This is a genomic window from Ereboglobus sp. PH5-10 (genome assembly GCF_029504735.1).
GTDB lineage: Bacteria > Verrucomicrobiota > Verrucomicrobiia > Opitutales > Opitutaceae > Ereboglobus.
On the sequence record NZ_JAQFIP010000017.1, the window covers coordinates 14,709 to 28,641 of the forward strand.

Annotated in this window: 13 protein-coding genes; 6 read left to right on the top strand and 7 right to left on the bottom strand. The window is 58.8% G+C overall.

Annotated features, from left to right (window positions below):
* Positions 1 to 111 precede the first annotated feature (111 nt).
* Positions 112 to 1,551: a hypothetical protein gene (locus tag M2447_RS11785; protein WP_277558767.1), complete on the bottom strand. Its 1,440-nt coding sequence runs from the start codon at positions 1,549 to 1,551 to the stop codon at positions 112 to 114.
* Positions 1,552 to 1,703: 152 nt separating this feature from the next.
* Here M2447_RS11785 and M2447_RS11790 point away from each other — a divergent pair, with 152 nt between their 5' ends.
* A complete protein-coding gene (locus M2447_RS11790; RefSeq protein WP_277558768.1) occupies positions 1,704 to 2,600 on the top strand; it encodes a 5'-3' exonuclease H3TH domain-containing protein in 897 nt (298 codons plus the stop codon).
* Positions 2,601 to 2,676: 76 nt separating this feature from the next.
* Here M2447_RS11790 and M2447_RS11795 read toward each other — a convergent pair whose 3' ends face one another.
* The 3 genes from M2447_RS11795 to M2447_RS11805 all read right to left on the bottom strand — a co-directional run bounded on the left by M2447_RS11795 (position 2,677) and on the right by M2447_RS11805 (position 6,031).
* Positions 2,677 to 3,861 carry an ATP-binding protein gene (locus tag M2447_RS11795; RefSeq protein ID WP_277558769.1) on the bottom strand — a complete coding sequence of 395 codons (1,185 nt, stop codon included), beginning with the start codon at positions 3,859 to 3,861 and terminating at the stop codon, positions 2,677 to 2,679.
* Positions 3,862 to 4,052: 191 nt separating this feature from the next.
* Entirely contained in the window at positions 4,053 to 5,486 is a 1,434-nt protein-coding gene (locus M2447_RS11800; RefSeq protein ID WP_277558770.1) for a radical SAM protein, read from the bottom strand.
* Positions 5,483 to 6,031, bottom strand: a complete 549-nt coding sequence (locus tag M2447_RS11805; RefSeq protein WP_277558771.1) for a sugar transferase — start codon at positions 6,029 to 6,031, stop codon at positions 5,483 to 5,485. Before M2447_RS11805 ends, M2447_RS11800 begins: the two co-directional genes overlap by 4 nt.
* Positions 6,032 to 6,220: 189 nt before the next feature.
* On the opposite strand from M2447_RS11805, the gene purH reads away from it, so the two are divergent.
* Complete coding sequence (gene purH, locus M2447_RS11810) at positions 6,221 to 7,864, top strand: bifunctional phosphoribosylaminoimidazolecarboxamide formyltransferase/IMP cyclohydrolase (RefSeq protein WP_277558772.1); 1,644 nt, start codon at positions 6,221 to 6,223, stop codon at positions 7,862 to 7,864.
* Positions 7,865 to 7,972: 108 nt separating this feature from the next.
* A complete protein-coding gene (locus tag M2447_RS11815) occupies positions 7,973 to 9,202 on the top strand; it encodes a lipid-A-disaccharide synthase (protein ID WP_277558773.1) in 1,230 nt (409 codons plus the stop codon).
* A gap of 97 nt (positions 9,203 to 9,299) precedes the next feature.
* Here M2447_RS11815 and M2447_RS11820 read toward each other — a convergent pair whose 3' ends face one another.
* Complete coding sequence (locus M2447_RS11820) at positions 9,300 to 10,448, bottom strand: DUF362 domain-containing protein (protein WP_277558774.1); 1,149 nt, start codon at positions 10,446 to 10,448, stop codon at positions 9,300 to 9,302.
* A gap of 187 nt (positions 10,449 to 10,635) precedes the next feature.
* Between M2447_RS11820 and M2447_RS11825 the strand changes: the two genes are divergently transcribed.
* Both M2447_RS11825 and M2447_RS11830 read left to right on the top strand, forming a co-directional pair.
* The gene (locus tag M2447_RS11825) at positions 10,636 to 11,514 is read left to right on the top strand and encodes a YicC/YloC family endoribonuclease (RefSeq protein WP_277510766.1); all 879 of its coding nucleotides are present in this window, start codon (positions 10,636 to 10,638) and stop codon (positions 11,512 to 11,514) included.
* An 84-nt stretch (positions 11,515 to 11,598) separates the two neighbouring features.
* Entirely contained in the window at positions 11,599 to 11,817 is a 219-nt protein-coding gene (locus M2447_RS11830; protein ID WP_277510767.1) for a hypothetical protein, read from the top strand.
* 200 nt (positions 11,818 to 12,017) lie between these two features.
* Here the strand turns inward: M2447_RS11830 and lspA are convergent, their stop codons facing one another.
* Both lspA and M2447_RS11840 read right to left on the bottom strand, forming a co-directional pair.
* Positions 12,018 to 12,557 carry a signal peptidase II gene (gene lspA, locus M2447_RS11835; protein WP_277558775.1) on the bottom strand — a complete coding sequence of 180 codons (540 nt, stop codon included), beginning with the start codon at positions 12,555 to 12,557 and terminating at the stop codon, positions 12,018 to 12,020.
* Between the two features lie 67 nt (positions 12,558 to 12,624).
* Positions 12,625 to 13,338 carry a TraR/DksA C4-type zinc finger protein gene (locus M2447_RS11840; RefSeq protein WP_277558776.1) on the bottom strand — a complete coding sequence of 238 codons (714 nt, stop codon included), beginning with the start codon at positions 13,336 to 13,338 and terminating at the stop codon, positions 12,625 to 12,627.
* On the opposite strand from M2447_RS11840, the gene M2447_RS11845 reads away from it, so the two are divergent.
* Complete coding sequence (locus tag M2447_RS11845) at positions 13,337 to 13,930, top strand: hypothetical protein (protein ID WP_277558777.1); 594 nt, start codon at positions 13,337 to 13,339, stop codon at positions 13,928 to 13,930. The genes M2447_RS11840 and M2447_RS11845 overlap by 2 nt on opposite strands.
* The last annotated feature ends 3 nt before the right edge of the window (positions 13,931 to 13,933 follow it).

Consider the following 13,933-nt stretch of genomic DNA (forward strand, 5'->3'; position numbering starts at 1 on the left):
AAGAGAAAGGCTGAAGGACTGAAAAACTGAAAGACTGAAAATTCGGAGCTTCGTTATGGGCGCGATTTTTTGGAGGTGTCGGGCTTGCGGCGGGTTGGGGCCTTCAGCTTTTCAGTCCTTCAGACTTTCAGCCTTTCCCTCCTCCGGCAGGCCGAAGTGCTCGAAGAGTTTTCGCCAGAGCACGGAGGGGGCGGGATTGGTCGCGAGAAAATCGGCGGGGGCCTCGTAAACATCGGTGAGACGCGGGCGGCGCTGGCCGGGGCGAACGAGGCCGAAGCGCTGCGGGCTGCGCGTGGATTTGGCCTCGCGGTCGGCGCGCGCGGATTCGTCGAGGTTCACAAACACGTCGGGATATTCGAGGCGGAGTTTTTTGAAATAACAACGCGATGCCAGGGCGCCGCGCGGCAGCTCGCGCATGTAGTCGGCGGTGCCGTCGTCGATGAGCGGCTTGAGCGCGGCGAGCGCGGCGGCGGGCGCGAAAAGCGTGAGCTGCGTGTCGGGGCGCGACTGGCGCAAGTCGCGAAAGATCGGCAGCGCGGCGGCGAGTTGCGCGGGCGCGATTTCGCCGGACGGGAAGCGCACCCACACGCGCGTTTTTCGCGGCATGGTGGCGCGCGTGAAACCGTGCGCGGCGAGGTCGGCGTCGAGGTAATCGTTTTTCGTGTGGTAGCGGAAGCGCAGGGTCGGCCAGTTCTGGCTGCGCCAGCGTCCGTGGCTCCAGAGCCACGACGCGCACATGTTGTCGTCGTTGGAGAGTGCGTTTTCGAGCCAGCGGTTGAGCGCGATGGTGGCGTCGATCGCGCTGCCGCCGGTGACGATGTCAACGCACTCGTAGCCGATGCGCCAGAATCCGTAACGGCGCGGATAAATGATCGTGAGGCGCGCGTTGTATTTTTCGACGAGCGTGCCGGGAAACTCCGTCGTCGAGCAGACGCGCCCGAGAAATGTCGTGAGCGCGCCGTGGTGGCCGGCGTTTTGGTCGAAGAGAATGCTGATGACGCCGCGCCGCTTCATGACGCGGAAAATTTCGAACAATCCGTCGCGCCGCGAAAACAGTTTCAGCCCGTGGCGTTCGCGCGTGGACTTTATCCATGCGTTGAGATCGTTGTTTTTGAGCGGGCGGAACACGACGCCGACCTCGCCGCGATATTCCGTGAAAAGCGCGAGCCACGTGAGGCTTTCCCAATACGCGAGGTGCAGCGTGCCGATGACGCCCGGCGATTCGGGATTCTCGGCGATGCGGCGCGCGAGCGCGGCGTCAAACGACGGCGTGGCGCGCGCGACGCGGCGCAACCGCGCGTCGGACATGAACGGGCTCGCGAGCGAAAGCATTCCCGTTTCGATGAGCCGGCGCGAGCTCTTGAGGGCGATCTTGCGATGCCAAGCGCGCGCGCGCTTGGGAAACGCGTGATGCAGATTGGAAAAAACGATTTGCCGGCGCTTGGGCAATAGCAACACCACCGGGCCGAGCAGCCAGGCGGTGAAATGCAGCAAAAACTCAGGCGTGTGGGCGATGAGCCAGCCGAAAATCTTGAGGAAAAGGAGTGTCACGCGAAACACAGATGAAAAGGCGCGCGGGGCTTTGTGTGAAGCGAGTTTTTCCGTTTTCGGACAAATGAAAATTCGCCCGGATTTCCGGCATGAAACCATCGCGCGATTCTTCATCCTTCCTAATTTCCAATTTCTAATCTCTAATTTCGCCCATGTCCAAATGGCTCCTCATCGACGGCTTTAACCTCGCCTACCGCTGCTTCTTCGCGATTCCCGAGCTCACGCGTCCCGACGGGTTTCCGACCAACGCGCTCCACGGCTGGATAAAATCCATCTGGCGCCTCATCGACCAGGAACGCCCCGGCGGCACACTCGTCTTCTTCGACTTGGGCGGCTCGCAAGACCGCCTCGCGCTCCACCCCGAATACAAGGCGCAACGCGAGGAAATGCCCGACGCGCTCGCAAAACAAATCCCGCATTTAAAAACACTCAGCCGAGCGATGGGCCTCGCCGTCATTGAGCAAAACGGCGTCGAGTCGGACGATCTGCTCGCCGCGCAAGCCGTCGCGTTTGCAAACGCCGGGGACGACGCCCTGATCGTCAGCTCCGACAAGGACTTCGCGCAAATCGTCAACGACCGCATAAAAATCCTGCTCCCCCCGCCGACCGGCAACGCCAGGCTCGGCTGGCGCAAGCTCGATGCCGCGGGAGTTGTCGAAAAGTTTGGCGTCCCGCCCTCGCAAATCGCCGACTACCTCGCGCTCGTCGGCGACGCCTCCGACAACATTCCCGGACTCAAGGGCGTCGGCCCAAAAACCGCCGTCAAGTGGCTGCAGCAACACAGTGGCCTCGAAGCCATCATCGCGGCCGCCGACACAATCGCGCCCGAACGTTTCCGCGACGCCCTCCGCGCCAACACCGACCTGCTGCGCCTCAACCTAAAACTCGTCACGCTCAACCTCGCGCTCCCCGTGCTCGACACCGCCACCGCAAAACAAAACCAGGAGCCCTGCCGCGCCGAACTCCTCGCCTTCCTGGAAGAAATGGGCATGAAAACCGCCCGCACCGAAGCCGAAACCCGCTACAGCGGGCAGATCGAGTTGTTTTGAAAATGTGGCACAGGCATTCCTGTCTGTGCGTTCCTCGATTCGCGCGCCGCTCTCCGTGCGGGTGGGAATGCTCGCGTCACACCTTCAAAATCGCCCCCACCTCAGCCAGCGGCAGCGCGGTGATTTTTTCCGTCAACGGCACCGTGCGCTTTCCCGGATAAACCACCCACAAATGCTCCAGGCGCAAATCCTCCAGCGCCGCGTGCATCGACTTCGATGTCGCCGGGCGCTCCCGCCACTTGAACTCCACGCCGATGCGCCGCCCGTTCAGCACGCAAAACAAATCCAGCTCCGCGCCCGAGTGCAGCGCCCAGAAATACGCCTCCTGCGGCTCCAAAACGCCCAGCGTCTGTTCCAGCGCAAACCCCTCCCACGACGCGCCCACCTTGGGATTGCTCCAAAGCGCGTCGCGCGTCGCCAGCCCGAGCAGCGTGTGAAACAGTCCGCTGTCGCGCAGATAAATCTTGGGCGATTTCACCAGCCGCTTGCCGATGTTTTCATACCACGGCTGCAGCACGCGCACCATATACGTGCCCTCCAAAACATCCACGTATTTGCGCGCCGTCATCGAGCTCACCCCGAACGCCCGCCCGAGCTCCGACGCGTTGAAAATCTGCCCGTGAAAATTCGCCAGCATCATCCAAAACCGGCGCAACTCCACCGCCGTTTTTCCCGGGATGTGCGCCGCGATGTCGCGCTGCAAATACGTCTGGATAAAATTGTCGCGCCACGCGAAAGCGTCCGCCTCCGAGTCCGCCAAAAACGACCTCGGAAACCCGCCGCGCTCCCACAACAAGTCCAGCGAATCCGCGCCGGTTTCCCGAAATTGAAACGGCCTCAACTCCACAAACTCCACGCGCCCCGCGAGCGATTCCGAGGCCCCCGCCACCAGCGCCGGCGACGCGCTTCCCAGCAAAAGAAACTTCGCCGGCGCATCCGGCCTGTCCGCCAGCACGCGAAGCAACGGAAACAAATCCGGACGCTCCTGCACCTCGTCCAAAACGACCAGTCCGCGTTGCGCCGACAAAAACAGCTCCGGATTTTCCAGAGCAACCAAGTCCCCCGGCGACTCCAAATCCAGATAAACCGCCCCGCCAGTGCTTTCCCTGTCATTCTTTGCACCCGACTGTTCCTTCCACTCCGTCGCGATTTCTCGGGCGAGCGTGGTCTTGCCGCACTGCCTCGGCCCTAGCACCGCCACCACCGGCGACCGGCGAAGCCCCGTTTCGATTTTCTGACGATAAAAACCGCGATCAAGCATGATTATGCTGGAAAAATTAAAAGGTGATTTGAATTTTTCAAGGATAAATTGACTTCACCTGATATCTGTTCCTCGAAACCACTCTCCCTTTTCCCCCATCTAAGTGAGCCAAAAAGTTTTAATCATGATTAAAACTTTCCACCCAAAACCAGTTTTCTTTAAGTATGGCTAAAGAAAACCGGAAACCAAAATCATGGGTTGTTGGCGGAATCCTCCTGCGTCTGAACATGCATGGACTGCAACTCATCTCGAACCTCCGGATTATTATTTTTCACTTTTGATAAAATCGTTTCCAGCAATGGGAGCATGTGATTTAAATTTTTGGTTTTGATTATCAGATTCCAAAACACTTCAAATTTTTTCCAGCCCCCAGTATAGAAAAGATGCTTTAGCTTATGCCTGTGCAAATCATGACCGAGGCTCGACTTGAATATATTACGCCAACTATAAAAATCACGATATGCCTTGTCGTAACCTTGCTTTAGCTGTTCCGCAGTTAGATTGGCTGTCTTGAAAACTACGTTTCTCGTATCATAAAGATCCCAGTTTCTTGTCAAAATGCGCCCCTCCTGCTCCATTCTGTCGTAAAGTCGTGTCCCTGGATATGGCGTAAGAATGTGATAAGTCGCCGTCGTGATTGAGTTTTTCACTCCCCAATCAACCGTCCTTGTGAAAACATCTTCATCGTCCTCATCCAAACCGAACACAAAACTCCCGTTTATCATGATTCCCAAGGCGTGAAGCCTGTTGGCTGCCGCCACATAATCCTTTTCCAAATTTTGATGTTTGTTGCCCTGGGCGAGATTTGCCGGGGAAAATGTCTCAAATCCGACAAACAGACTTCGAAGTCCCGCATCGGCGGCCTTCTCGATCAAGTCGCCTCGCAATATGGACTCAACCGTCGCGGCACCTTGGAAGAGCCTGCCCATTCCTTTCATTCCATCAAATAGGGCACTGGCAAACCGCGTATTTCCAAGCAAGTGATCGTCCAAAAAATAAAGATGTTTTCCAGGGAGTCGGTCTATTTCAGAAAGCGCATCATCGACGGCTTGTGTATAAAATGATTTTCCGCCTTTGAAAAAGGCGTCCTTGTAACAAAAATCGCAATGGTGCGGACATCCGCGTGTGACCGAAATCGAATTAGGCACAAGATAGCGATTTCGTTTTATCAAATCCCTTCTTATAGGAGGCAGATTTTCCAAAGTCCTGTTCGTTGAGTTATATGTTTTTTTCGGAGCCTTGTTTTTCAGATCTTTTAAAAAACGCGGAAACGACTCCTCTGCCGGGCCCAAAAAAATAGTGTCCGCATGCCGGGCGGCTTCGGCGGGTAGCGATGTCACATGCAACCCGCCCAGCGCCACATGCGCGCCCTGATTCCGGTAGTGATCCGCCAATTTGTATGAACGATTGGCATTCGTAATATACACTTGGATAATCACCAGATCAGGGGCGTCGTTAATGTCGAGCGCCTCGACATGCTGATCTTGCAACTCGATTTCGTCGTCAGGCCCAAAATACGCCGCAAGTGTTGCGAGTCCAAGCGGAGGAAACAAGGAATACTTAATCGGACGCCAAAAGGGACTTTCCGACTCGGCAAGCGCGGGCAGTATCATCTTGACCTTCATTTCAAGTTATTCCTTCTAAAAACAATCCGCCTTATTCTTGTCTTCCCAAATAGATTCATCGCAAAGGAAATCATTATGATGATGAAATCCGTCAAAAGACTGTTCGTCTTGATATAATATTTGTCCCAAAACCAGGATATTTTCCTGTGCTGACCTCCGTAGATTTGAGCTAATCCTGTGATTCCCGGCTTGATTTCCCATCTGGCGCTAAAAAATGCGCTGTTCCAGCCGAGTCTTTTTATATCAAACGAGGTTAGTGCTCGCGGGCCGACAATGCTCATTTCACCTTTAAGAACATTAAAAAACTGGGGTAATTCATCGAGTCCCGTTTTTCTCAAAAAGCGCCCGGTTGAGGTTGGCGCATCGTCAACCATTGTCTGAAATTTTAATATTTCAAAACCACATCCGTTCCTTCCAACTCTCTGCTGCCTGAAGAACACTGCATGTTTTTCCTTAATCCGAAGCAGCAAGGCAATGACCGCCATTGGGATTGCAAATAATGACAATGCTATGAATGAAAACACTATATCAAACAAGCGTTTCATCATTTGTAGCCGAGGCAGATGCAGGAGGACCCAGGGAGCATGGTGAACTGATGCCCGCCAGAATCTTCCTTGTCATGCTTTTTATGCATGAGCGCAAAACTTGCTAATTGTTTTCGACAGGGTCGCCTTTCGACATCCGCTCTTGCCTCTTTTCCCGTCGCGCCCACAACATCGGTCCCTCTCAATTTTATGGAAAAACTCGCCCTACTCTCCGTCAGTGACAAAACCGATCTCGTCGAATTTGCGACCGCGCTTGTCAAACAACACGGCTTCCGCCTGCTCTCGACCGGCGGCACCGCCAAGCTACTCGCCGAAAAGGGCTTGCCCGTCACCGAGGTCAGCCAGCACACCGGCTTTCCGGAAATTATGGAGGGGCGCGTCAAAACCCTTCACCCGAAAATCCACGGCGGGTTGCTCTGCCGCCGCGACAAGGCCGAACATCTCGCCGAGGCCGCGAAAAACGGCATCGCCATGATCGACCTTGTGGTCGTCAACCTTTACCCGTTCGAGGCCACCGTCGCCAAGCCCGGCGTCGCGTTTGAGGAAGCCATCGAAAACATCGACATCGGCGGCCCCTCCATGCTCCGCAGCGCCGCCAAAAACCACGAGAGCGTGACCGTCGTTTGCGATCCCGCCGATTACAACGCCGTGCTCGGCGCCTTCGCCAAATCCGACGACACCGTCGGCCTGCTCGCGTTGCGCCGCCGCCTCGCGCTCAAGGTTTTCCAACGCACCGCCGCCTACGACGCCGCGATCTCCGCGTATCTCGGATCGAGTGGCATGGGCGACTCGCCCATGGGATCGGGTCGCGCGGACGACTCGGCCGCGCTTTCGGAACACGGGCGGGTCGCCTGTGCCACCCAACCCGCCGAGCCCGATCTCGACGCGCTCGCCGGGCTGCCCGCTCAGCTCGATCTCTCCTACAAAAAAGCCCAGTCGCTCCGCTACGGCGAAAACCCGCACCAGAAGGCCGCGCTCTACGGCACGTTCCACGACCACTACCAGCAACTCCAGGGCAAGGAACTTTCCTACAACAACATCCTCGACATCACCTCGGCGACCTACCTCATCGGCGAGTTCGAGCGCCCCACCCTCGCGATTCTCAAGCACACCAACCCGTGCGGCGTGGCCAGCGCCGACGACCTCGTGACCGCGTGGCACAACGCCTTCGCCACCGACCGCCAGGCGCCCTTCGGCGGCATCATCATCGTCAACCGCACGCTCGAGGCCGACCTCGCGAAAATCATCAGCGAAATTTTCACCGAGGTTATCATCGCGCCGCATTTCACCGACGAGGCGCTCGCCATTTTTGGCAAAAAGAAAAACCTGCGCCTCATGATTGCCAAGGGCGGCATCGGCGCGGATTCGCTCCTCGATGTGCGCTCATGCGTCGGTGGCCTGCTCGTGCAGGATCGCAACATCAAGCTCGGCAACCAAGCCGACTTCAGGGTCGTGACCAAGCGCCAGCCCACGCCCGAGGAATGGGCGAACATGATGTTCGGTTGGCGCGTGTGCAAACACGTCAAGTCAAACGCCATCGTGTATTGCCGCGACGAGCGCACGCTCGGCGTCGGCGCGGGCCAGATGGCGCGCGTGGACAGCTCGCGCATCGCCGTGTGGAAGGCGGGTGAGGCCAAGCTCGACCTCAAGGGCAGCGCGGTGATTAGCGAGGCGCTGTTCCCGTTTGCCGACGGCCTCATCGCCGCGGCGGACGCCGGCGCGACCTCCGCCATCCAGCCCGGCGGCAGCATCCGCGACGACGAAGTCATCAAGGCCGCCGACGAGCGCAACATGGCCATGGTCTTCACCGGCATCAGGCATTTCAAACACTGAGATTTTCAATCGCGGAAGCGCGAAGGGGCGGAAACACGGATCAGGAATTTTAAAAAGCTTTTCCGCGCTTTCGCTCCTTCGCGCTTCCGCGATTAATCAACATCCTTCATGGCACAGTCCGCCCTTCCCTTTCGTCTTCCCGCCCCGCGCACCTCGCGCGTGGACCTGCTCGTCATCGCGGGCGAGCATTCGGGCGACCAGCACGCGGCGCGCATGGTGCGTGAATTCCTCTCGCACGACCAGGGCGGCAATCTTTCCGTCTGCGCGCTCGGCGGCCCCGAGCTCGCCGGCGCGGGCGCGCAATTACTCCACGACATGACCGCCACCTCGGTGATCGGCTTCGTGGAAGTGCTGAAACATTTCTCGTTTTTCAAGGCGCTCTTCAACGAAGTGCTCCGCTGGGTCGCCGTGTATAAACCGCGCGCCGTCTGCTTTGTCGATTACCCCGGCATGAATCTGCGCCTCGCCAACGAAATGCGCAAACGCGGCCTCTCGGTGAAAGGCGGCGGCCCCACGCGCACGCTCTTTTACATCAGCCCGCAAATCTGGGCGTGGAAAGCCGGGCGCCGTTTCTCGATGGCGCGCAATCTCGACGCGATGGCCGTCATCTTTCCGTTCGAGCCCGCGTGTTACGGCGACACCGACTTGAAAGGCCGCGTGGAGTTTGTCGGGCACCCCTTCGTCGCCGCCGACTATGCCGCGCCGGTGACCTACGATCCCAACGGCCCGATCCTGCTTCTCCCCGGCAGCCGCAAGCAAGCTGTCACGCGCATCTTCCCCGTGGTGCTCGCGGGATATGAGCGGTATCGTAGGGGCGTGCCAGACGCGCGCCCTGAAACACTCAACACGGACGAAGACAAGGGCGCGCGCCAGGCGCGCCCCTACAAAGACGCCGTAGTCCTTTATCCGAGTGCGGAAGTGCTGTCCGTTTTGCGCACGTTTCCCATTCCCGACAGCATCACGCTGCGCCCCACCGGCGAGCCGGTCGCGGCCTCGGCGGTGCTCACCAGTTCCGGCACGATGTCGATGCACTGCGCGCTCGCGGGAATCCCCGGCGCGGTCGTGTATCGCATCAGCCCGCTGACTTATCTTTTCGGACGCCTCCTCGTGAAAGTGCCCTACATCGGTATCGCGAACCTGCTGCTCAAGGAGCCGATGTATCCCGAGCACATCCAGGGCGCGGCCTCGCCCGAGGCGCTCGCCGCGCAACTTCACGACTGCATTGAAAACCCCGCCCGCCTCGCGCACACCGAAACCTGCGCGGCAAAGCTCCGCGAAATCCTGCGCCAGCCGACAACCGGCACCGCCGCCGACTGGCTCGCGCGGCAACTGGCGTGATTGGCAGGGCGAAGCCTCCGGCTGAACCGCTCATTCGTTTCGATATGCGTCGGCTCAGCCGGAGGCTTCGCCCTACCCGCAAACACGCGCGGCGTGTTCACACGCGCACCAGTTCGTAATCGCGCGTGCCGACGCCGACCTTCTCGGCGTGCGCAAGTGTGTCGCGCCAGTTCGTGCTCGAAAAAACTGTCGTGAAATGATCGCACCGCATTTCGTTTTCGCCAGCCGCCCCGTCGCCCGCGGCCTTTTTCAAGACGCGCTCAAGCACGCTGCCGCCCATGACCGGCTGGCGGTTGCACGCGTCGGCGCACGCCTGGTCAACCGCTACGGCGTCGAACGATGCAAACATGCCCACGTCGGGAATGATCGGAATGTCGTTTTCGCCATGGCAGTCGCAGAAGGGCGAGACTTGCGTGACGATGTTGATGTGGAACTGCGGGCGCCCGCGCACGACGGCCAGCGCATACTCGGCCATTTTTTTCGAGAGCATCTCGTTTGAGTCGCCGCTCGTGTTTTCGATGGCGTCGAAATTGCACGCGCCGATGCAGCGTCCGCAGCCGACGCATTTGTCAGTGTCGATGCGCGCGATGCCGCGCTCGTCGTAGGAAATCGCGTCCTGCCCGCACTCTTTGCCGCATGTTTTGCACTTGCGGCACTTGGACTCGTTCACCTGCGGCTTGCCGGCGTTGTGCTGCTCCATTTTTCCGGCGCGCGAGCCGCAACCCATGCCGAGGTTTTTGATCGCGCCGCCGAAGCCCGTGCACTCGTGCCCCTTGAAATGGTTGAGCGAAATAATCACGTCGGCGTCCATGATTGCGTGGCCGATTTTCGCCTCCCTCACATACTCGGTTCCGGCGAGAGGCACGATGGTTTCGTCGGTGCCCTTCAGGCCGTCGGCGATGATGATCTGGCATCCGGTGGACAGCGGCCCGAAGCCGTTTTCCATCGCGCAGTCGAGGTGGTCGAGCGCGTTCTTGCGGCTGCCGACATAGAGCGTGTTGCAATCGGTGAGAAACGGTTTCGCGCCGAGCGGCTTGAGCACGTCCACGAGGCGTTTCGCGTAGTTGGGGCGCAGGAACGACAAATTGCCCAGCTCGCCGAAGTGGATTTTGACGGCGACGAACTTTCGCTCGAAGTCGATTGTCTCAATGCCCGCGCGCCTGACGAGGCGTTCAAGCTTGTCCGGCAAGCTCAAGCCGGGACGCGTGCGCATGTCGGTGAAATAAACGGGGGATTTCTGTTTCATGAATCGAGGGAGTATTGAAAGTGTGAAAATTTGTGATGACGGGAGATTGCACGCCGAGAGAGGGATTGTCGATAGCGTGAAAAGCGCGGGCAAGCTTTCGCGGGTTTGCGCGGCGGCGCATTTTTTTGGAACGCGCTACAATCAGCGCGCGCTTGCGCCGGAACGCCCGGTCATGTTCATTCGCCGCATGAAAAGCATGACAGGCTTCGGCCGCGCCACCGCCCCCCTCGGCACCAGCACACTCACCGTCCAGGTGAATTCCGTGAATCGCAAAACACTCGATCTCGCGATCTCGCTCCCGTCCGAATGGGCCGAATACGAGGCGCCCGCGGGCGAGCTTGCGCGCAAATACGCCGCGCGCGGAAAAATCAACATCCGCTTCGACGTGACCGGCGCCGATGGCGCGCAAAGCCAAGCCTTCAACTGGGACGAGGCTGCCGTTGACGCCGTCCTCGAAAGGCTCAAGGCGCAGGCCGCGCGCAACGGGGTCGGGCTCGAGATCACGCCCGAGCTTTTGTGGAGCGTCGTCGGCTCGCAGCGAAAGAAAGCCGACCTTCCCGCCGGCGACGACGTGCGCGCCACCGTCCTCGCAACGCTTGAGGAGGCGCTGCGCGCGTTCTCCTCCATGCGCGCGCGCGAGGGCGCCGCGCTGCTCGCCGACTTCGAGGATCGTATCCAAAAAATAAATACACACGTCCGCTCCGTCGCGGAGCTCGCGCCGTGCGTCGCGCCCGCGTGGCGCGAGCAGCTTCTGAAGCGGCTGCGCGACGCCGGGCTCGAGATCAACCCCGACGACGAGCGCGTGCTGAAGGAGGTCGCGCTCTTCGCGGACCGCTGCGACATCGCCGAGGAAATCACGCGCCTGCGCAGTCACCTCTCGCAATTCGCCGCGTTGCTGCGCGGCGACGCGGAGATCGGGCGCAAGGCGGAATTCATTTTGCAGGAGATGGGGCGCGAGGTGAACACGATTGGAAGCAAGGCGAACAACATCGAGATTTCGCGCCGCGTGATCGAGATGAAGAACGAGCTCGAGCGCGTGCGCGAACAAATCGCCAACATCGAATGAGCGCGAACACGCAAAACAAAAATGCATTTAGCGAAAAAATTTTGTTGAGGTTCCACCCTCTCCCACACACAAAGGATGACGATCATGGCATCAAAAACCAAAAAACCGGCCGCTAAAAAAGCGGTGAAAAAAACCAGCGTTGCTAAAAAAGCTCCCGCCAAAAAAGCGGCTGCCAAAAAAGCTCCTGCCAAGAAAGCGGTTGCTAAAAAAGCTCCTGCCAAGAAGGCGGTTGCTAAAAAGGCTCCCGCCAAGAAGGCGGTTGCCAAGAAGGCTCCTGCTAAGAAAGCAGCGAAGAAGAAATAATTCTGCTTCGCTTTACACCTCCAACCGCGCCCTGGTTTTCGGGGCGCGGTTTTTTGTCGCCTCGCAAAAACGGGCGCCACGTTTCCCCTCGTCAAATGCCATGCGGAGCATGTCGCGCGAGCTGCCGGACCCGCCCGTTTAAAAAATTGAAACACAAAGAGACTTGGCGCGCCCGCGTTACGAACGCGCGCGCAAGGCAATCACTCCCGCCTTCTCTCGCGCACCGCGCTCATGATTGTGGTGCCAATGTAGATCACCACTCCGGCGACGATGCCGATGTCGGCGATGTTAAACGCGGGCCATGCGTAGCCGGCGAAATGAAAATCCAGGAAGTCGATCACGTGCTTGTGCATGACGCGGTCAACGAGGTTTCCGGCGATGCCGCCGCACAACAGGCCGAACGCGATTTGAATGGCGCGCACATGCAGCTCGAGTGTTTTGCGGAAGAAAAAAATGGCGGCCAGCACGACGGCGGCAAACACCGCGAGCCATTCGCTGTGCCCGCTCAGAATGCTCCACGCGGCGCCGGTGTTGCCCACGTGCACGATGTTAAAAAAACCGGGAATCACCTCGATGTGCTCGCCCGGCCCGTAGGAGTTGAACGGCAGTCTTTCGTTGTTGTGAATCCACGCCTTGGTGAGTTGGTCGAGCGCAAACACAACGATCGCGCAAATGTGCAGCCTGCGATACGCAAGTATGCGCTGCATGCGCGTGGGTGTTTTTGGAGGGGCGGATTGCATGTGCATACAAACAAAAAGCGGAATGCGGACTATTCGGCAATCCGCATTCCGCATTCGGGAACCAGGGTCACTCCTCCTCGACGTTGGTGTCGTCGCCGCGTCCGGAGTCGTCGCCCATTTCGGCGAAGAGCCCCGCGGCGGTGCGCACGCGCATGCGGTTTCTCTCAATGTCCTTCTGCGCCTCGGCGGAGTAGCGGGTGAAGGGCACGGCGAGCAGGCGCTCCTTGGCGATGGGTTTCTGCGTGACCTCGCAAATGCCGTAGGTGCCGTTTTGGATGCGCTTGATGGCGGCGTCGATTTCGGTGAGCGCCTCCTGCTCGTTGGCAACCATGCTCAGCGCGAAGTCGCGGTCGAACGTGTCGGTGCCGGCGTCGGCCATGTGCTGCCCGTAGCTCGACAGGTCGCCCGCGTCCTCCTTCGTGGAGCGGCGGAGCGTTTCCTCGGTGTGCAGCGAAAGTCCCTCGGTGAGCGAATTGCGCAGCTCGATGAGAAGTTTGTAATAGCGGCGGTATTTCTCCGGGATCGTGCTCGGGTCGGCAAAGAGCGACGGCTTCTGCGCCTTCTTCGGATTGAAGCCGAGGATGTCGGCGAGCGACGCCGCCTTCACATGCGAGGGCGCGATGGCCTTGGCGAGTTTTTCGAGGTCGGGCTTGGCCGGCGCGGCGGGAGTTTTTGCGGAGGCGGACACGGACGCGCTTTCGGACGCGCTTGCGGTTTTGGCGATTTCGCGAGCCTCATCCAAGGTGAAGGCAACGGGCCTGAGTGATTTTTTCCCGCCCATGATGTTTTTGCGCAACAGGTCGCGCTTTGTCTCGGGCTTGGCCGGGACGGAAACGACCTTGGCCGGCGCGGGCGCGGCGGCGCGCCCCTTTTTCGCGTCTGCCTTGGGCGCGCGCTTTTTCGCGGGCGCGACCTTGGGCTTGGCCGCGGATTTTGCGGGCTTTGATTTTATTGCGGGTTTCTTCGCAGATTTGACGGCTTTGGACACGGGTTTCGATTTTTTCTTAGGAGCCGCGGGTTTCGCGGCGGATTTCGGCGATGCTTTTATTTTTTTTGCGGGCGTTTTTTTCGCGGGCTGTTTTTTTGCGGAGGCTTTTTTGACCGGCGCTTTTTTTGCGGGTGCCTTCGCCGGTTTCTTTTTTACCACATTTTTCGCGGCGGTTTTTTTGGGCGCGGCTTTCTTTTTTGGAAGAGGTTTTTTGGACGGCTTTTTTCCAGCCGGCGTTTTTTTGGCCGGCGCTTTTTTGGACGCTGACTTCTTTGCAGCCGGCTTTTTGGACGCGGCTTTTTTTTCTTTTCTGGCTGATTTTTTAAGGGGGGCGTTTTTTTTGGGTTTGGCCATGATCTTTGTTCTTGTTGGTTGTTTTTGCTGAAGC